We start from the raw sequence: 20369 nt of genomic DNA on the forward strand, positions 1-20369 counted from the left end.
AGTTATTCAGTTGTGCATATGACCAAGGAGGGGTAAAGACCACGCCCAAAGCAGGTCTAAAAACTTGATGAGTTAAGAAGATTGGGTAAACGAGCTTCATAATTGTTTTGCATTAAATTTGAAGCTACAAATAAATAGCAAAAAAAAACCAAAAGATATAAGGGTTAACCCTTATTTTTCACAACTTGATATTCTACTTTAGAGAGTTATATCTGTTATTTATCTACCGTGATTTATGGATAAAAATACCTCAAATAAATACCACAAACCTCCTGTCTATCAGCACAATTAACAAGCAAAACAAGCCCAAATAACAACTACTATCTTTTGCCCACTAAATGAAATACCGAATGTCTTTTAAAGAAGTGCTTGTCTTGTGTTATATTTGTTAATTACTATCCACCAAAGCGTTCATGAAAAAAACTGGACTTCTATTTTTTGTCTTTTTCTGTTTCAACTTGTGCGTTTTCTCCCAAACCTCTCCGAGCTTTGATGAACTTGCATCCGCCTTCAAACAAGCAAACTCAGACACCGCGAAACTGCGTATTTTGTTTTCCCAAAAGCCTACAAAATATACCGATAGAGCAGATGAGTTGCTACCACTTTACCACGAAGGATACCAATTGGCAAAAAAGCACAACGACAAAGTAAATCGCTTCAAAGCCGTTCATTACACTGCACTTACCTATTTGTACGGCAAAGTTGATGAGTCAACAGCCTTTAAGTGGTTGCAAAAAGCGTTGATAGAGGCCGAAAACGCCCAAAATAACCTATTTATTGGCTGGGTCTATTACGCCATGGGAATCATCCATCACCACCAGAACAATCGCGCCGAAATGTATAAAATTATGTACACGGCGATTGAATACCTTGAAAAAGCCCCTGATCCCGTAGATGGCCCTTTCATTTCTCTTTCACAAAACCTCGAAAACGACAAAAGGTGGAATGAACAAGTCGCTGTAAATCGACGGCTTGTTAAACTAATGGAACGAACCAACGCCGACCCTTTTACCAAGATTACTGCCTATAATAGTTTGGTAGATGCCCTAAAAAATCATCCCGATAAAAAAGAAGAACAAGCCCTGTATCACGCCAAAACAATGGCTTTAGTGGACAAAATCTCGGCAACTAACCTTGATTTAGACGAAAAACTAATTGTCGCCTCCATCTATTTCAAAAATGACCGCCCCAACTTAGCCATCAAGTATGCCAATGAAGTGGCATCGCTTCGCGATACGATTGGGTTTAATTTGCCAGCAAAAGGGATGGCTTTTGAGCTTTTATCAGAAATATACGAAAAGAAAAAACAGTACTCACTTGCTCTCGAATGTCATAAAAAATTTCACGCCATCGAAAATCAGCAAGTTATCGAGCGGCTTACGGACGATGCAGGTAAAAAAGTTATTCAAGCCGAAGCTGAACGTGATGTGGCCATTAAACAAAAGGAAGTGGAGAAACAACAGCTTTTTACCTATTTAGCAGCCGCCGTTGCTTTGTTAATATTAGTGCTAAGTGGCTCTATTTACCACTTTTACCGCAAAGAACAATCCAGAAAAAAAGAACTTCAAGGCATCAATTCCACCAAGGATAAACTTTTTGCCATTCTTTCTCATGACTTACGCTCACCCATTATTGGACTAAAAAACTACTTAATGCTAGTCAATTGGGGCGAATTGAGCCAAGAAGAATTTAAAGAATCAGCGCAAAGCCTTACGTTTCAGCTTGGTACGGTGTATGACATGCTCGAAAATGTTTTGCACTGGTCAGTCTCGCAACTCGGTGGTTTTTTTCCCAAGAAAGAACTAATTTTCATTCACCCTATCATTGAAGATGAGGCAAGAGTTTTAGCTCAATCATTTAAAACTAAAAATATTAATATACACAATTTAATATCTTTAGAAAATCAAATTTCTATTGATAAAAATCACTTTATTATTATCATACGAAATCTGCTTCATAACTCACTAAAGTTCAGTCATCCTAATGGTGATGTGCAACTAAACTACAATACAACAAAAAATAGCATCTTTATTGAAGTAAAAGATTCAGGCATCGGAATGTCACCAGAGAAAGTAAAAAGTTTATTCCAATTAAGTAAACAAACTTCTCAGGTTGGAACCGCCCGTGAAAAAGGAACAGGACTCGGTTTGGTACTTGTGAAGGAATTGGTCGAAGCCAATGGCGGCAACATTGTGGTCACGAGCAAACCCAACGAGGGGACAACGTTTAGACTTGAATTCAAAAAATAGCCCCCTCCAAGGTCTTTGGAGAGGGCTATTTTACACTACTAATACCTAATCCAAATCGACGCTACCATCGCGGCTTACCATTGGAATCGGTTTGCGTTTCGCCGCTCGAAGCATCCCTTGCTTGGCCGCAGGTGGCGGTAAAAGGGCCATAAAATTACGGATACCATTGACCAACTGAAACGAATAATCGCCCGTTGTAAAGGTTGTTTCAGTGCCTTTTGAATCTTTCTGAGTAATCGTCGTTACCCCGCATGGAATGGTGCTAAAATACGTCTGAAAATCTTGATATGTGTATTTTTTAGCCCCAAAATTGGCAATGCTCGCAGGTACACCTTCGTCGCTGATAGCTGCCCGCGCGTGGCACGAAATACACGATGAAATCGGGTTGTCCACGGGGCCGTTCATGCGCCCGCCCATCCCAAGGTGCGTCACGTACGCCTTGTTAGAACCCGCAGGTGGTACCGTCAACAAGCTCTGGTTGATGACCGATTGCTTGAGTGAAGGGTTGTATTTGTTGGAAATATTCAACATCGTCGAATCGCCCGAATCATCACCCCACATAAGTCCCACGGGCACCATGCGATCTACCCACGACGAGCCCGACTGTGATGCGTCATAAATGAAAGTTCCATACACCCAGCCCGAAGTTTCGGTAGCGCGCTCGTCTTTGATGGCGATATCGAGCTGCAACAAACGTACATCTTTGTTGACACGCTCGGCGTAGGCATTGTACGGATAAAAAATATTGGCCGTCCACTTTTTAGAATTCGCCAAATAAGGCACTTGCGTGGTATCTGCTTCAGTAAAAAGCAATTTGAACGCCACCGTTCCTTCGGGGAATGTACTTTGTTTTACCGCTGGTTTGTCTGGATTTCTCCACACTTTACCCATCGTGTAGCCTCCTGGTTGGTTATAAAATGCAATGGCGTAAGTCTGATAAGGCACGGTTTGAGCCGCCGCCAGCGTTCCGACAGGAATGGTGATTTCGCGCGTGAGTCCGTGCAAACACTCCCGACCTGAGTTTTGGCCTTTTTCGGCTGGGCGCTTGCCATCGTCGTGCATCCAAGGCGCGCTGTACCACTGACGAACGGCATTTTTTTGTACGTTAAAGTCCACCTCCAAATTGCCCTCCATTGCATACGCGAGGACAGTTTTCATGTATTTTTGATAATCGGTCCGAAAATCCACCTCCATCCAAGGTTCCGCTGCGTTCACATCAAACGTGTCAGGATACGCCTGACTGAGCGAAAAGGTGTCTTTGGTGCCCGCTGGAACGGGAAAAATGGGGCAATAGCTCGGGAAATTTCCCGCAGCTGAACTCGTGATAACGAGTGCTTCGGAAGCCGAAGAAGTAGTTTGCTCTGAGCCACTTTTACAGGCGAGCATCATCAAGCCACCCACGGCTGCCATGGCCAAGGTGTTCGTAAATCGTTGAGAATTCATACGGTTGAGACGGGTTTTGGTTATAAATTGCTTTTGAGAAATTGTTCTTCTTGTTGCTTCAAATGGGCTTCCCATTCGCTTTTCATCTGGGCTTTGAACCAAACAAAATCCGCGTCCGAATCGGGCTCGTAATGTTCGGTACTCCCTTTTGTGCCAAGGTAGTCGAAATAATCGTAGTGCGTTTGGTCCTCCGCATCGTACATGTAGCACTGAATGGTAATACAGGTTTCGACGTTGCCATCAAGGTTTTTGAGCTGGTGGATTTGGTTCATTTCGGGGCTAATCCACGTAATATCGTCTTTGGAAAACGTAGCCACCGCAAAACCCGCGACGCTTTCTTCATCGTCGGTTCCTAAAAATGGAAAAAGTTTGACCGAAATCGCCCCGTGCAACACCCGAATAATAGCATTGGCTCCCGCGTGGTTATGAATGGGGGAATAATGCCCTGGAGGCCAAATTTCCATCACGTAAGGTACACCAGGCGACTCGCCACTGTTGACTCCCAAGGTAATGCGCAAATAGGTTTTATTCAGGTTCTTCTCACCAAACTCGCCGCTTTTTTTGATAAGTGTGGCATTGCACCAACCGTTGGGATTGGCAATACTGTACTCAATGGCTTGCGAAAACTGCGGAAACGACTCATCATCAAGCACAAAGCGTTTTCCAGCCACGTTATCGTACAGTTTTTGGGCAATGGTCGAAAGGTTTGATTTAGGCAAAAACGAATTGTTGGCAATGTCGCCCATGGTCAATTCTTCCGTATTTTTCACCCTCAAAGGCGACGATTGCACAATGGGGTCGCGCAGCAATTTGAGAGGTTTGAAAGAATCAACTGAAGGGGTTTTTATCGTGGTAAGTTTTTCCAAAAAGCGCACCAATTCATGGTTTTCGTTGGTCGTTTTTCCTTCTAAAACGTATTGAAACGACATCGTTTCTAACCGCGCTTCCCCTACCCCAAACTTAATGGCGCGTTGGTGTGCATCAAGACTTATCCAGTAAAACGCATTTTTGTTCTGAACCAAGCCCGTATTGACGGTTGCTAAAGGGGTCTCTTCCGAAATACGCGACAGTTCCAAAGTACCGACTCCGAGGGTAAAACGAAGGCCATCTTTGTAAAAAGTATCCCAGAAGAAAATGGATACAGTTTCTCCCTCTAAGTTAGACGGTTCAATGACTGAAAACAGGAATACCCCTTGCCCGTGAATCGGCAAAACGTAGGTTTTTGCCCCACTTTCTTCATGATCGAGCCCTTGGGTAGCAAATTCAACGGGAGGAAGTAAGCTAATTGCCCGTGGCAAATTCTTTTGCGAGTTACTGTAAGACATAAAGCGTTGAGTGTTAATTATTAAATAGACAGAAATAGCCAAACCATACGTTCGGAAAACGTACTGAAAGGATAGAAAAAAGGAGAAAAAAACGCTTTAAAGTGCTATTGACAGCGGTGATGTAAGAAGATGGATGTTCTTTTTTTCATAATCGTTAACGTTGAGGTTTAAGCATTTCAGACTTGCAAGCAAGATAGAAAAAAAAGTACATTCGCCAACGTTTCTACCGTTGAAAAATTTTACTTTTCGGACATTTCCTGTCATTTTTTCACAAAAAACGCCAAGCTACCGAAGCAACTTGGCGTTTTGAACGAAGCTAGCTAAACATTAAGTAGCAGTGCAAAAGTTTTAGGGTATTTGTTTTAATATAATTCGTTGATTTTGAACGAATAACAATTAACAAATAACGGTTAACTTGTGCTTTAGCACTTAGTTCGTCGTATAAAGTTGGTTAAACAGCAACTTAAACGTTCCTTGTGATTGCGCACGGAACGTAATTTCTGGCCCAAAAACGGTGAGTTTTCCTGAGCCAATTGGTGCTTCAAAAGCAGCTACGCCATCGCGCAGGTAGCTTTGTCCCCACGCCCATCCCGAGCGAAGTGGCTTGTCGGCACTAAACCAAATCAACGGTTTTACTTCGCCTTTGGCAACCGCCGCAGGGGCTAGTTTAAACACAGGGCTTGAGTCAAAATACACGTCGGCTTGGTTGGCCATTCCCCAGGTAGCGGCCTGCGTCGAATCAAGCGTTACGCGCAACAAACTTCCTGGAATGTAGTATTTTTCGGCAGGCAACGGGCGCTCTACCCCTGCATTTGTCATTTCGGTAAGGGCATTACGCACGGGTACTCCTAAGTGATACGCCAAGTTGGCACTGGTACCGATGGTCACAATTTTCCCACCTTCTTCCATAAACTTCTTCAATTGTGGAATCGACTTATCGGCCGTAATACGTCCCAATGACGCACGGTATTCGGCTGGAATGTCTTCCGCTTTTGGATCACTTCCTGCAAAGGCCGCAAAAGGATCGTTCTCACGACCTGCACTTGGTGGCGCAGGAATAGCGCGCGTTACAAACACAATGACGTCGAATTTTTTACGCAACTCGCCCGCATCTATTTCTTGAGAATAAATCACTTGCATTGGAAAACGGTATTGTTCCATCAACAAACGTACCCAACCCGAAGGCATCGAACCACCGTAAGTATCCCACAAAGCAATCCGCGAAGGAGCTACTTTTACCAACGTCCCTGTAGGTTTTTTGGCTACTCCCACGGCATCAACACCCAATTCTTTGGCTGCTTTTTCCAACAATGGTTTCACTTTCGCCGAAGCTGGAACATAAAAAGCACCTGCTTCCGCGCTTCCTGCCCCTTGTGGCAAACGGAATACTGGAATACCTGCACTCAATAAATCATTCACGGCAATGTAAACGTTGTTGGCTTGGCTGCTCAACGTATAACCTGCTGGGGCAGCGGCATCCACTTTGCCCGTTACTGACTGAAGCTCTCCGTAAGGAATGGCTTGGAAAGGCCCATCAAAACCGTTTAAGATACGGTCAAATTTCACCCCCATTTGGTAAGCCAACGTCCAACCTGCGGCATCGTAAGGACGCGTTGGAGGGCCACCTGGATAAGGGAAGTCGTTCGGGTGGTCTTGCGGTTCAAACATATCCAACACGTGCGGACGGAACGACTGGGCGGTTTTTACCACAAACGAACCTGCTGGGTACGTTTTGCCTTCTACCGTAAAATCGGCAGTCGCTTTGTGTACTTGAATCCCCGTGCGAATCAAGGCATTCACAAACTTAGTCGCCGTTGCCACATCCGCTTGCACTACTGGAATAATGTAACCACGCGCGTCACGCGTTTTGGGGTCTTTCAACACTTGGTCGTAGTATTTGGCAGGGATTCCACCACGCATTCCGAATGGATCGGGTGCTTCTGGTGCGGCAGGTTTTTCGGTCTTGTCGTTTTTCTGGGCCTCTACAATGGCTTCCGATTTTTTGGGCGAAAGTGTCCAATAATCTTTGCTACCGCGCTCAATCGAGTTTTTACCCATTACATATATATTATACAACAATTCGTCGTGGTGACGAGCGGCATAATCCAACACAGCATAATTACACGATACCGAGTAATCAATTGACTGCTTGAAGTACCATTTTTGAGGCGTTACTGGGAAAGGCGTATTTCCGTTCGGAATCAAACGGTTAGGCACCAACGGCACTGTTTCGGGCGTAGGGCCACCGATGATTTCGGTCAACAAACCAATTTGGTTGTGGAAGTGCGTCGTCGTACGCAAGCCTCCGTTGTACCAAGTCGAGAAAACCGACCCACCCAAACGCGTAAAACCAGGTTTTTCTTCGGCAATCAAGCGATTAATCATCGCCGCGCCTAAGGCATCAATTCCCGTAATCATCAACGGGTGAAATACGTAGTTGAACGGATCGCGGTACGGAGGCCCCGCCAACACCGACCCCGCAGGCCCCCGTTGGTGGTGGTTGTACATAATTTGCGGAATCCAGTCAACAAACAATTGGCGACCAACGTTTTGGGTTTCTTTCAACTGCAACATGAAGAAATCGCGGTTGTTGTCGTGGCCTGCGTATTTTTGATATAGGCGAGGCAATTGTCCCAACGAACGTTTCTCAGGTGTCGAGTTACGCATATACCAATTAGCAACCAATTCTTGTCCGTCGGGGTTGATGTGGGTCATCAAAATAACCACATTGTCAAGAATACGAGTCACTTCTGCATCTTTACGCGAAACCAACTGATAAGCCGTTTCGATGAGCTGCATCCAAGCGACCGTTTCGTTGGAGTGAATCCCTCCGTCAATCCAAACAATGGCCTTACCTTCATTGGCAAGCTCACGCGCTTGGGCATCCGTAAGCCCCTCAGCACGAGCCATTTTAGTCGAAATCTCTTGAAAACGCGCCAGTTTTTTATGGTTTTCGGGCGACGTCACAATCAACATCGGTTGATCGCGGCCTTCTTCTGTTTTTCCAATGTTTACTAATTTAACACGGTCAGAAGTGGCCAATTTTTTAAAATAAGACTCGGTTTGGGTGTAGGTGGCAAGCATGTAATCGTCGCCAATGTTGAAGCCAAAATGCTCTTTGGGAGACGGGATTTGCGCCCACCCAACATGACATACAAGCGCCAGGAGTAGAAGCGGTAACAGTTTTCTCATTTGGATAGTTAGTTTGTTTGTGGTCAATACGGGCAGAACGCCCAATTCACTCCACAAAGTAATAAGAAAATGAGAAAAACGGGTGGATACAGGGGCGTTTCAGGGAGTTTTGTTGATAAATCCCCGTTATTTAGCGATTTGTGGGTTTTCGGTTTGAGGCTCTATCGCTGCATTTATTTTAAACACATAGAAAACATAGGATTTACACATAGGCAACATTAGCTATGTTTTCCATTGTGAAAAATTCTATGTTTTCTATGTAGTAATCCAAAACCAACCTATACCAACCCCGTCTCTATGACTTGTTTCTGGCTGCTGGTCTTCATTTCTTCTGGAATATGAGCTAAAATTTCGGTTTTGAGGGCTTCAATCAACTTTTCTTTGACAAAATACCGAAAACTCGCAATGCCTATCTCACGTACTGGCGCGGGCAATTGAAAATGGCGAATGTTATTTTTTTCTTGTTCGCTCAAATCATTAACCGCCAAAGCAGGCAAAACGGTAATTCCTTCGTTGATTTCAACAATCTTTTTAATCGTCTCGATACTCGCCGAAGACAAATCCACTTGGCGAAAATGACGCTCTTGCACTTTCAACTCACACAAATTAATCACTTGATTGCGCAAGCAATGCCCTTCGTCCAGCAACCACAGTCGTTTGAGATCAATGTCTTTGGGCAACAAATACTTCTTGGTCAACAACTGATCTGTTTTGGCTGTATATACCACAAACTCCTCGTAAAACAAGTGCTGCACCGTAATGTCCGTATCTTGTAAAGGAATGGCCAACAACCCCGCATCCAACTGATTTTGTTTCAATTGTCGGATAATTTCATTGGTTGTTAGCTCGTGAATTTGTAATTTTATCTCTGGATATTTTTGCAAGAAAGAAGGCAGAAAAAGCGGAATCAAATACGGAGAAAGCGTCGGGATAATCCCTATTTTCAGTGTTCCTTGCATGTGTTGCGTATCCGATTCGACAATTTCCCGAATACGAGCCGTTTCTTTCAAGATGACTTTGGCCTGTTCAATCAGTTTTTTCCCAATTTCGGTGGGGACAACGGGTTGTCGGCTTCGGTCAAAAACTTTGACCCCAAGCTCATCTTCCAATTTTTTAATCATCATACTCAAGGTCGCCTGAGTAACAAAGCATTTTTCGGCAGCCGTTACAAAATGGCGATAGGTATCAACGGCGATGATGTATTCTAACTGTTGTAAGTTCATTATAGACAATATTTATACAAATATAGATAATATCAGTTTGATAGATAGTGCAATTCGCTCTACTTTTGGTAAAAAATCAGAAACAACAAACCACTTCAAACCACAACCTCACTCAGATGGATTCAGTACATCACAATGGCAACGGCGAAGGTAAATGCCCATTTTCTGGGGCAGTATTAACCAAAGGCGCAGGCGGCAGAGGCACCTCTAACCGCGATTGGTGGCCTAACATGTTGAAATTGAACATTCTTCGTCAACATTCTACGTTGTCGAACCCAATGGACAAAGGGTTTAACTACGCCGAAGAGTTCAAATCACTCGATTTACAGGCGGTTAAAAACGACCTTTTTGAATTGATGACCACCTCACAAGATTGGTGGCCAGCCGATTATGGTCACTATGGTCCTTTCTTTATCCGTATGGCGTGGCACAGTGCAGGTACGTACCGCACAGCCGATGGCCGTGGTGGAGGTGGCACAGGAAACCAACGTTTTGCCCCGCTCAACAGCTGGCCTGACAACGGCAACCTCGACAAAGCACGTTTGTTGCTTTGGCCTATTAAGAAAAAATATGGCAAAAAGCTCTCATGGGCCGATTTGATGATTTTGGCAGGTAACTGCGCCCTCGAATCAATGGGCTTCAAAACGTTCGGTTTCGGTGGTGGTCGTGAAGACATTTGGGAACCCGAAGAGGACGTATATTGGGGAGCAGAAAAAGAGTGGTTGGCGTTAAGCAACAACCCTCATAGCCGCTACTCAGGTGAGCGCAACTTGGAAAATCCGTTGGCAGCCGTACAAATGGGCTTGATTTACGTCAACCCAGAAGGCCCAGATGGAAACCCCGATCCACTTGCTGCGGCGCACGATATTCGCGTAACGTTTGGACGTATGGCCATGAACGACGAAGAAACCGTTGCGTTGATTGCGGGTGGTCACACCTTCGGAAAAGCCCACGGTGCCGCTGACCCAGGCCAGTACGTAGGGGCTGAACCAGCAGGTGCCGATATTACGGCGCAGAGCATGGGATGGCTCAACTCATACGGTACAGGAAATGCAGGACATACCATCACCAGCGGTTTGGAAGGCGCATGGACTTCAACGCCAACCAAGTGGAGCAACAATTATTTCTGGAATCTTTTTGGATACGAGTGGGAATTGACAAAAAGCCCCGCAGGTGCTCACCAGTGGAAGCCTAAGCACGGCATGGGTGCCGATAGCGTACCTGACGCCCACGACCCATCGAAACGCCACGCCCCTATCATGTTTACGACCGACTTGGCGTTGCGACTTGACCCTGCTTACGAAAAAATCTCTCGTCGTTTCTACGAAAATCCTGACGAATTTGCTGATGCGTTTGCGCGTGCATGGTTCAAATTGACGCACCGCGACATGGGGCCACGTGCTCGCTACCTTGGTCCAGAAGTGCCTGCCGAAGAGTTGATTTGGCAAGACCCAATTCCTACTGTTTCGCACGAACTAATTGATGACCAAGACATTGCTTCACTCAAGGCAGCAATTTTAGCGTCAGGTTTGTCAGTTTCTGAACTTGTTTCGACGGCTTGGGCTTCGGCTTCGACCTTCCGTGGTTCGGACAAGCGTGGTGGTGCCAACGGTGCCCGCGTTCGTTTGGCTCCGCAGAAAGATTGGGCTGCCAACGACCCTGCGCAATTGGCGAAAGTATTGGAAGTATTAGAAGGTATCCAAGCGTCGTTCAACAGCACTCAATCGAGCAAGCAAGTTTCTATCGCCGACCTCATCGTGTTGGGTGGAAGCGCAGCTATTGAGAAAGCAGCGAAAAACGCAGGACTTGACATCACAGTGCCATTTACGGCAGGTCGTGGTGATGCCTCACAAGAGCAAACCGACGTTGAATCGTTTGACGTATTGGAGCCAATCGCTGACGGTTTCCGTAACTTCTCGAAAGGTAGCTATACCATTTCAGCCGAAGAAATGCTCGTTGACAAAGCGCAATTATTGACTTTGACAGCGCCAGAAATGACGGCCTTGGTGGGTGGTTTGCGCGTACTCAATGCCAATACTGGCAAATCGAAGCATGGCGTATTCACTGACCGTCCTGAGACACTTACCAACGATTTCTTCGTTAACTTGATTGATTTCGGAACGACTTGGAGAGCTACGTCGGATGCGCAAAACGTATTTGTAGGCAGCGACCGCGCTACGGGCGAGCCAAAATGGACAGCGACGCGGGTTGACCTTATTTTTGGTTCAAACTCGGAGCTTCGTGCCATCGCTGAAGTGTATGCTTGTGAAGATGCGCATGAGAAATTTGCGCACGATTTTGTAGCCGCTTGGACGAAGGTAATGAACCTCGACCGTTTTGATTTAGCATAAATAGCCTATTCTCTTATATGCTCCGCGCGGTGGCCTCTCTGTAGGTCACCGCGTTTTTTTGCCCCTTCCCGAAAGTTCTGAAACTTTCGGGAAGGTAGTTCATGCGGGGATTTTTTAAATAAAACTCAATTTTGGGGTAAATTAAAGCGCATTGAGCACTCGACGCACTTCGCTTACCGACATTCCTGTCAATTTTGAAAGTACCTCTACCGAAAGCCCTTCTGAATACCCTTTTTTTATCACTTCAATCGCTTTTGATACTTCTCCCTCTATTTTACCTTCAATTTTGCCTTCCATTTTCCCTTCCTCGAAAGCGGTATCCAACGAATTTTTCAAATCACGATAATACTTCAAACTGTCTTCGTAAGACTGCAATTCCGTGTTTGGTTCTTCACCAAACAACTTCTTAAATCGCGCGGCGAACCGTCCAAAATCCGTAAAAGGATTGACGTATCGTTCTCTTATCTCGCTCATTTTCTTATGATTGGCTAACAAAGATACAGCTTTTCGGATTGGGTATAGCTGCAAAATTAATAATCGTTATGATAGGCGCTTACCTTCCCGAAAGTTCTGAAACTTTCGGGAAGGTAGTTCACGGTATAGGGCTTTCCTTCCACTGATTTTAAACGACCATCCGACCCAGATTTCACTTAAATAGGTATCAGTTTTCCACGGCTTCTTCTAAACATGTCACAGAATTAGGGTAAATGGCAGATAACGGGTTATTTTTTGACCTCAACATTGTGATACGTTATAATTTTCCATTCGCCATCCGTTTTTGCCATTACCTGTAATAATCGTGTACAAAGACGCCCCTTATCGTCCAACACCGTACCTGGTAAAGGGCCATTTAAAAAACCTGATGTCCAAGTAAGACACTCGACAAGGGCAACATCGGGTCGAACGAATTTTAGTGCTACGATTTTCATCTCAAGCCTGGTATCCTTAAATTTACCTTTGAAAATATCATCATGTCGCGCGACAAAGGCTTGATGCCCTGTAAAAAACATTCCCAAAATATTTGTAAAAGTACCGTCTTCAGCAAAGTGTTTTGAATAATTGATTGCGTCGCCTTTGTTCCAAGCACTTACTTCATCATTCACAATAGTTTCGATGCTTGTTGTATCTGATTTGGTCTGAGCATGTACGTTACTCATTGCTACTACGACAAGGGCACTTATCAATACACTGACAAAAGCATTTAATTTCATTCGTTTTTATTTTAGGGTGAAACCTCTATTGTTGATTGTCCAATCTCTAACATTAAACGCTTATCTTTTTTCCCGAAAGTTTCCACCACTTTTGGGAGAGTAGTGCAAAGTAATAACCAGCCAATCCAAATATGGTAGCTTTTTATTTAGTGTTTTTGGCGATAGCGAATTAATTTGAAGTAGGCTCTCGTAGAGTACAAGGAGATTTACCCACCCCCTCAAGTATCAACCATTGCCTTTATGTTTCTCTATGATTTCTGCTACTCTGTTAATGCTTATTTTCAATGCTTTGGCTATATTTTCAGCAGAAACACCTATTTCATAAAACCCGATGATTGCTTCAATTTCTTTATTTTCTTCTCCTTTTTTTTCTGCCAAAATCAAATCCTGCGCATCTGCCATTTTTGTGTGTTGTTCGCTGGCAATATCCCGAAGTCTTTTTAAATAAGCGTTATATTCTTTTCTTTCTTTCTCTGAAAGTTTCATTTCATCAAGTCTCTCTCCTGCTTCTTTTAACCCTTTCGCTGAAAAGCTATCTTTAACTTCTGAATTTTTTAAAAAATATATCCACTCATCCAATTTATCTTTTATCCGATTTCCAAACATACCCACTTTTATTACCCAATATTCGGGATATATCTGATGCACCTCCATTTTATTATACAAGGTCATTTGTTTATCCGAAAGAGTCAAAATATCGCCTTTGTGAATGCCTTTAAATACGTTTGTACCGTGATATACATAATCTTTGCCTTGCCCTAAATCAAAATAGGCAATGGTTATCGAAATCACTTTTTTTACATTTGCGTAAGCATCTCCTTCTTTAATATGCTCAGTTATCACTTTTGATGCTCCAAAAAGCATACGGTGGAAGTAGTCGTACTCTTTGCTATTTTGTATCTCAATAATCACCAATTCATCTTTTGAATTTTCTACAAGAATATCTACCCGATTATGTTTATCATCATCGGTTACTTTATTGCTTTCACTATCTAATATTTGCTTTATTTTAATATCTTCTTTAAGGAGTTCTGATAAAAAACCTTCAAGAATATCAAAATTGGCTTTGTTTCTCAAAAGCCGTTTCATTGCCCAATCAAATCGAATTAACTGTTTTACTTTCATTTTTTGGGGTTTAAATAGGTTTACGGTTTTTGAGGGATTGTTGTTTTTCTTTCGTGGAACGGTTGCATGAGCGACGTGGCTGCGAGCGTTGACTTTTCGGGTTGGGCTTTCGCGGCGATTGACGGTAGTACGTTGTTCTCAGAATTTTCATTTAACTTTTACTGAGGGATTATTCTGTTCCGATTACTTTTATCGGTTTACACCCTGGACTATTCATTATGTATCTATTGGCTGCTGAAAGAACTAACGAAATTTTCTCTTCAATGCCTGATTTCGTAATTCCTGGCTGAACTAAAATTATTTCAAATTTTATTGGTTTATCATTATGAGTTGCTAAAAACTCCTGTAGCATTTGAGATGTATCATATCTATAACCAATTAATTCTTTGCCTCTATGCACTTTATCTCGCTCTGCTATTTTCCCTATCAATTTGGTCTTTTCCGTTGATTTCAATGACTTTATACCTTGGCCAACAACTTCATAAACATCGCCAACTCTATTTCCTGCACTTGCATCACCAGAACCCTTGCAATGATAAAATTTGATTAAAATATCATTATTATAATCAATTTCTGCTGTGACAAAATCTGCTGTTTCCCCAGTCCCGTGGTCATACAAAATATAGGGTAGATTAAGGGCGACTATGTATTCATTCAAGACCTCGTGGATTGATTTCATGTTTCTTGGATGTTTTCCTCCTGTTTCTTTGTATCGTTTTGGGTCTTCAACTTCAAATGTGATATCAACGTTTAGTCTTTCCCATTCCCAGGTGAAAATATGATTTTCATCGAATGGTTTATCTATGTAAATCGGTTTAAGATACTTATCATTGTTGCATACGACAGAAAAATCACCATAATAAAAATTTAATGGGAAATTATTAATGTAACTTTCTAAATCATATGAACTTTTTTGCCCTTTTTGGACAGTAATTTTCTTTGAGAGTTCACTATCTAATGATGTAAAGTATTTATCATTATTGAGAGAGTAGATGAATTTACAATCAAAATTATTTCCTCTTATAACAAAGAAAATATTGTCTCTATCTGAACTCTCTTTGTCAAATTCAATGTCAATATTTCTTATATCCGTAGTAAAGCCTTCATAGTTAATACTTACAAATCCTTTATATGTCAACACATCCCAATCAATTGCTATAACATTTTCATTAGGCAGCGTATCAATACCTGCGCTGAGAGGCAAATAATCAAGTGGAGTTCCTGTTTTTACATCAGTTAATTCAGTGAGTTTTTGAGCAAGTTTACTTGTCCAAGATAAAAAGCCTGCAATATGGGATGAGTAATTACTCCATACCTTTGAAGAAGAACTCAGTCCAATTGTTATGTCACTTCCATTTTCTTTTCCTTTCCCGAAAATGTGTCCACGATGATAAATATTTGCATCACTTTTATCAATCGAATTATGTGCGGTTTGACCTGATATAATCTTATAACTTTCGTTTGTTCCATAAGTTGCGCGATTACGCATACCTATGTTGAAAAACTCTGGATCAGAAATTCCACCTAACACACTGTTCAATTCTTCATCAGATAAAATTTTTACATCAGATGCATTAGTTGTATAATAAGCAATAATTTCATAAAACTCAATACTATTTTTAATTGAAGAATTGATGAACAAAAAAGAAGATTTTACATCATAATAAACTAAAACCAAATGATGTTTTATATCTTCAAAAGATTTGATTTTTAGCCACTTTGGCATTCTACTTTCTTTTAATATTAGAAGTAATGCACTATCAATTTCATCATCTTGTCTGTAAATAATTTCTGCCTTGAATTGGGAGAAATCTAAATCTGCTTTTGCGTCAAAGGCACCATTAAAGATTTTGAAAATTTTCACATGATAATATGGCTCAATGCTTTGTAGTGAAAATTCTGTCAATTCTTCAATAGTGTCATCAGCATTAATTTCAAAATTATCAACTAATTCTCTATTTTCAATTTCTTGATTTATCTTATTTTCGCTTAGTTCAATAATTAAGTCCTGCCATAATGAATTGCTTCTATAGAGCATTTTTCTTTCAATTTCAATTTCCTTTGGAATAGCAATGAATTTTGCATTGCCAATGTCATTAGCATTTGTTCGTGCAAATCTTCCGATGAATTGTAATGTTGCTGCAAGAGATTTATGAGGTGAGTGTATCGCAGCAACTTTTAAATTAGGAAAATCAAAACCTTCCCCCAACATATCCACACAAACAATTCCGTCAAGGTCTCCGCTTTTTAATTTTTTTATAGTGCGTTCTACTGTACTACTTGTTAAATCACTATGAATTGTTTGTAATCTTAGCAAAGTGTTTTCTGCATAAATTTTTGACAATTCTTCGGCTCTTGTTTTTGTATCTGTTCTCACCATTAGGTAATGTTTTATCCCTTCTGGCTCGCTTTTTAATACTTGTTCTGCTTTTTTGGCTATTGATATATCGTTAGCATTTTCTTCTGTTACAGGAATATATTCCACTTGTCCGAAAACCTTATCTTGATAGGCAAAAGAAATAGGGTAATTGTAAATCAATTTTGCATTTATATTTTTTTTATCTCTGCGGAATGGTGTAGCAGTAAATAAAACTTGTTTGGAGCTTCTGAAGGCGTGCATCAATCCCGACCAAGTTTTGGCAGGAGAATGATGCGCTTCATCAATCAATATCAAATCAAACAAATCAGATGGTGGATGTGCAATTCCACTTATTTCAGGGCTTATACAATTGGGTGTACTTACAATCACATCAAAATCACGTAATTCATTCCATAAGTCTGTGTCTGTCAGTTTATTTAATTGCTCTTTTACTTTTATCTCTGCTTCGTCCACATCAATTACACCAATTTTCTTTAAAGGTTGTATTTTGTTTAGATTCTCTGCTATTTGACTTCTAACTAATTTACTTGGAGTAACTACTAAAACCCTTTGTGATTTGAGTAAAAAAGCACTCATCATTAGTACGGCTGTTTTACCTGTACCTGTGGGCATAACAACCATTGCTGGTTGTTGGCTTACTGTAAAGTGTGCTGCGATGCTATGAATTGCTCCTATCTGTGCATTACGAAGCCCTTCATCTTCTGGCCTTTCCTTGATTGGATATTTTATGCTGTTATAATATTTTGAGAAGAAACTCATTTGCTATTTATTGTGAGTTTATTTTATCCTTTTTTCTAAAAACTTCTATTTACCCGCAACTTATTACAGGCATTTTCACTTTAACAAACATATAAAAAAAGCTGGACAATCCAAGTTTTATGCGAGACAATTAAATATATAAATTTATCCTGCATAAATTAGATATCAATATAGTTCAGTGGACTGTAAGTTTGGATAAGTTCAGATTTGTGTACGTGTAGATAACGCTATGTAGTTAGTATAGAACATCATTTATTATACTTCCAGCACAGGCTAAAAGCAACTCACGATTTGAACTCATTTGTGCAGCCGCTCTTTTCATAATCTGGAGATAGCCCAAAAGCTGATTTAGCAACAAAGGGTCATCTATTTGTTCTATATCAGCTACATTAAGTTGTTTGATACTCATGGTAATTTCTGGTTTTAACAAAACTACGCAAAAAACATGATTTTTTAGTTCATGCCCTTTTCATAATTATTGAAATACTGGCACCGCAACGCCTCCCACCCTATCCGCTCTCCCCACCCACCCCACCCACTCACACCCAAACGACGAATTTTTCAACCTCAGTATAGCATAAACGCCGATTTGTGCGTTAGGGAATTAGCAGCCATTACCTAACCAGCCATCGTTTTGAGAACTATTTTACGTCTATTGGGTCTTCTACTCGTTGCCACTACTGCCTTTTCACAAGAGTTTTACCAACTTCGGGGATTTGTTCATTCCGAATCCAACGAGCCACTTCCTGGGGTTACGGTTCGCGTCGTAAATGCCAATACGGGTACCGTCACTGACAAAGAAGGGCGTTATCAACTCAAATTATTGGAAGGGCTCAACCGCATTTCGGTGTCGTCGATGGGCTACCAAACGGAGGTGTTTGAAGTGGTGGCGGCCAAAGACCTTGTCAAAAATGTGTACCTAAAAATAGACCAAAAGCAACTCGACGAAGTGGTAGTCAAGGTCAAAAAGCGGGATTACTCCTACGAGGTCATCAAGCAGGTGCTCCAGCGCAAAGATTCGCTCCTTAGGCAGTACCAAAACTACCGCGCCAAGGTGTACATCAAGAGCGTCGAGCGACTGGAAACTAAAAAAGTTGCTCCCAAAAAAGAAGAGGATACCCCCGCCAAAGTCGAAGATGCGCTCAAAAAACCTGTCATTACCGACAGCATCCCTAAATTAAACCTCTTTGAATGTCAACTAGTTCGGCACCAAAGTCGGGCAGGACAGCAAAAAGAAGAGCGCGAAGCGGTCAAGCGGCTGGGCGACCAGAGTACGTTGTTTTTTAAGTCGGTGACCGACGGGGAGTTTAACTTTTACCAAAACCACCAAAAAATCGCCAAAATCGGCGATAACGAAATCACCTCCCCCCTGAGCGATCTAACGTTTTTGAGTTATCGTTTTCAGCTGTTGAAGTACTACATCGACGGCCCCTACAAAATATACCAAATAAAAGTCATTCCTCGCGAGCTGGGCAACGCGCTGTACGAAGGCACCATCGAAGTCATTGAAGATGAATGGGTTTTGCGCAATGTTGACCTTCAAATCACCAAGCGAGGATTGCTGCGTTACGATGAATTTGGCGTAAAACAGCAGTTTGAGAAAGTCCAAAATCGCTGGATTCCGACGCGGGTTACGTACCATTGGAAAGTCAAAGAAGGAAACACCAAAAAGGCGGGTAAAACCGAGGTTTTGCAGTCCGACTACGCCTTTGATTTGGCCTTGCCAAAGCGCTTTTTTGGGGACGAAGTGGGCGTCACCACCGCCGAAGCCTACAAACGCGACACCACTTTTTGGGAACAGATTCGCCCGCAACCGTTGACCCGCGACGAACAGAAATTTATCAAAGAAAAAGAACGGCTCGAAGCGCTGGTAAACTCAAAAGCGTACTTGGATTCGATTGATAAAATTTTCAACCGCATTACGTTTCCCAAGGTCGTGTATTTGGGCATGGGGCACATCAACCGCGAAAAAAAGACCACTTGGCACTTCGACCCTGTGCTGGGGCTGGTTGACCCGTTGGCCATTGGCGGCTGGCGGGTACGCTACGGAGCAGGGTTTTACAAACGCCAAGAAAACCGAAAACAATTGTGGGTCAATAGCAACTTGGGCTATGGGTTTAAGAACAAGGATGTGATTGGTTTTGTGAGTGTTAGCTATTTTTACAATCCCCTCAAAGTCTCCAACATCAGTCTGGCGATGGGCTCAGGTTTCAACGTCATCAACGGCGCGGCGACGATTAGCGACATTGCCCGCCGAAGCAATTTTTACCGAAACCAGTACATCAATCTTATGCACCGAACGGAGCTTTTCAACGGCTTTTATTTCAGCGCTCAAGCCTATTACGAAACCCGCAGCGATTTGTCGAATTTTCAGTTTAGCTCACTCGGCGACCGCATTTTTAGCAATAATGCCCCTCAACCTTTCCCGACCACGCACATCTACCGAACCGTTTTCGGTATCGACTATACGCCGCGCCAACTTTACCTGCGAGAGCCCAACGAAAAAGTCATTCTGGGGTCCAACTACCCTACGTTTAGTCTGAGCATCGACCGCGCTTGGCCTGTTTCAGGCAAAAACACCAACGTTTACACCAAGCTGTCGGCCTCCATACGGCAAACTTTTAACGTAGGTATCATCGGCACGTCGGAGTACCGTATCAGCGCGGGTAAGTTCTTGGATACCACGAGCTTGGCAGTGATGGATTATTCGTACATGCGGGGTGGCGACCGCTATTTTTTCTCGCCTGCCATGTACACCTATCAGCTCATTCCTCGGACGTTTCCCGTGTTCGATTGGCATTTGGAGACGCATTACGTACATCAATTCAACGGCTTCTTGACGAGCAAAATCCCGCTGCTCAACAAAACCAAAATCCGCGAAATGGCGGGAGGTGGCTTTTTGTACGTTCCCGAACGTAAATTTCAGTATTCGGAATTGTATTTTGGGTTGAATCGTATCTTCAAATTGGGACGCGAACGGATTCGCTTGGGAGCGTATTATGTCATCGGCCAGTCAAATACGTTTGGCATAAGCAACGGTATCAAATTTTCCATCGAGCCGTACAATGCCGCGAAAAACACGTGGAGTTTTTAGGCCCTTGCGCATTTGCT

Annotated in this window: 12 protein-coding genes; 3 read left to right on the plus strand and 9 right to left on the minus strand. The window is 42.6% G+C overall.

The window, feature by feature from the left end:
- Positions 1–413: 413 nt before the first annotated feature.
- Positions 414–2249: a sensor histidine kinase gene (locus tag AC23N5_RS16975; protein ID WP_487756498.1), complete on the plus strand. Its 1836-nt coding sequence runs from the start codon at positions 414–416 to the stop codon at positions 2247–2249.
- Positions 2250–2294: 45 nt separating this feature from the next.
- Here the strand turns inward: AC23N5_RS16975 and AC23N5_RS16980 are convergent, their stop codons facing one another.
- The 4 genes from AC23N5_RS16980 to AC23N5_RS16995 form a co-directional block, all read right to left on the minus strand.
- Complete coding sequence (locus tag AC23N5_RS16980) at positions 2295–3692, minus strand: hypothetical protein (protein ID WP_183979282.1); 1398 nt, start codon at positions 3690–3692, stop codon at positions 2295–2297.
- 20 nt (positions 3693–3712) lie between these two features.
- Positions 3713–5017, minus strand: coding sequence for a cysteine dioxygenase (locus AC23N5_RS16985; RefSeq protein WP_487756499.1), 1305 nt, complete (start codon positions 5015–5017; stop codon positions 3713–3715).
- Positions 5018–5446: 429 nt separating this feature from the next.
- On the minus strand, positions 5447–8209 hold the full coding sequence (locus tag AC23N5_RS16990; protein WP_183979288.1) for a M14 family metallopeptidase: 2763 nt from the start codon (positions 8207–8209) through the stop codon (positions 5447–5449).
- A gap of 278 nt (positions 8210–8487) precedes the next feature.
- Positions 8488–9432 carry a hydrogen peroxide-inducible genes activator gene (locus tag AC23N5_RS16995; RefSeq protein WP_028526849.1) on the minus strand — a complete coding sequence of 315 codons (945 nt, stop codon included), beginning with the start codon at positions 9430–9432 and terminating at the stop codon, positions 8488–8490.
- 116 nt (positions 9433–9548) lie between these two features.
- On the opposite strand from AC23N5_RS16995, the gene katG reads away from it, so the two are divergent.
- Positions 9549–11783 (plus strand): catalase/peroxidase HPI, encoded by a 2235-nt coding sequence (katG, locus tag AC23N5_RS17000; protein ID WP_487756500.1) that lies wholly within the window; start codon positions 9549–9551, stop codon positions 11781–11783.
- A 141-nt stretch (positions 11784–11924) separates the two neighbouring features.
- Here the strand turns inward: katG and AC23N5_RS17005 are convergent, their stop codons facing one another.
- The 5 genes from AC23N5_RS17005 to AC23N5_RS17025 form a co-directional block, all read right to left on the minus strand.
- Positions 11925–12257: a hypothetical protein gene (locus AC23N5_RS17005; protein ID WP_487756501.1), complete on the minus strand. Its 333-nt coding sequence runs from the start codon at positions 12255–12257 to the stop codon at positions 11925–11927.
- 248 nt (positions 12258–12505) lie between these two features.
- Complete coding sequence (locus AC23N5_RS17010; protein WP_183979294.1) at positions 12506–12994, minus strand: SgcJ/EcaC family oxidoreductase; 489 nt, start codon at positions 12992–12994, stop codon at positions 12506–12508.
- 225 nt (positions 12995–13219) lie between these two features.
- Positions 13220–14119 (minus strand): Rpn family recombination-promoting nuclease/putative transposase, encoded by a 900-nt coding sequence (locus AC23N5_RS17015; protein WP_487756502.1) that lies wholly within the window; start codon positions 14117–14119, stop codon positions 13220–13222.
- 169 nt (positions 14120–14288) lie between these two features.
- Positions 14289–17258, minus strand: a complete 2970-nt coding sequence (locus AC23N5_RS17020) for a DEAD/DEAH box helicase (protein WP_487756503.1) — start codon at positions 17256–17258, stop codon at positions 14289–14291.
- Positions 17259–17493: 235 nt separating this feature from the next.
- Entirely contained in the window at positions 17494–17667 is a 174-nt protein-coding gene (locus AC23N5_RS17025) for a hypothetical protein (protein ID WP_487756504.1), read from the minus strand.
- Positions 17668–17892: 225 nt separating this feature from the next.
- On the opposite strand from AC23N5_RS17025, the gene AC23N5_RS17030 reads away from it, so the two are divergent.
- Positions 17893–20352, plus strand: coding sequence for a DUF5686 and carboxypeptidase regulatory-like domain-containing protein (locus AC23N5_RS17030; RefSeq protein WP_487756505.1), 2460 nt, complete (start codon positions 17893–17895; stop codon positions 20350–20352).
- The last annotated feature ends 17 nt before the right edge of the window (positions 20353–20369 follow it).

It is taken from the genome of Runella sp. R5_40, assembly GCF_057652295.1.

What these genes read in the sequence shown, in the direction of transcription:
- AC23N5_RS16975 (WP_487756498.1), top strand. Translation starts at nt 414, where the DNA reads ATGAAAAAAACTGGACTTCTATTTTTTGTCTTTTTCTGTTTCAACTTG.
- AC23N5_RS16980 (WP_183979282.1), bottom strand. Translation starts at nt 3,692, where the DNA reads ATGAATTCTCAACGATTTACGAACACCTTGGCCATGGCAGCCGTGGGT.
- AC23N5_RS16985 (WP_487756499.1), bottom strand. Translation starts at nt 5,017, where the DNA reads ATGTCTTACAGTAACTCGCAAAAGAATTTGCCACGGGCAATTAGCTTA.
- AC23N5_RS16990 (WP_183979288.1), bottom strand. Translation starts at nt 8,209, where the DNA reads ATGAGAAAACTGTTACCGCTTCTACTCCTGGCGCTTGTATGTCATGTT.
- AC23N5_RS16995 (WP_028526849.1), bottom strand. Translation starts at nt 9,432, where the DNA reads ATGAACTTACAACAGTTAGAATACATCATCGCCGTTGATACCTATCGC.
- katG (WP_487756500.1), top strand. Translation starts at nt 9,549, where the DNA reads ATGGATTCAGTACATCACAATGGCAACGGCGAAGGTAAATGCCCATTT.
- AC23N5_RS17005 (WP_487756501.1), bottom strand. Translation starts at nt 12,257, where the DNA reads ATGAGCGAGATAAGAGAACGATACGTCAATCCTTTTACGGATTTTGGA.
- AC23N5_RS17010 (WP_183979294.1), bottom strand. Translation starts at nt 12,994, where the DNA reads ATGAAATTAAATGCTTTTGTCAGTGTATTGATAAGTGCCCTTGTCGTA.
- AC23N5_RS17015 (WP_487756502.1), bottom strand. Translation starts at nt 14,119, where the DNA reads ATGAAAGTAAAACAGTTAATTCGATTTGATTGGGCAATGAAACGGCTT.
- AC23N5_RS17020 (WP_487756503.1), bottom strand. Translation starts at nt 17,258, where the DNA reads ATGAGTTTCTTCTCAAAATATTATAACAGCATAAAATATCCAATCAAG.
- AC23N5_RS17025 (WP_487756504.1), bottom strand. Translation starts at nt 17,667, where the DNA reads ATGAGTATCAAACAACTTAATGTAGCTGATATAGAACAAATAGATGAC.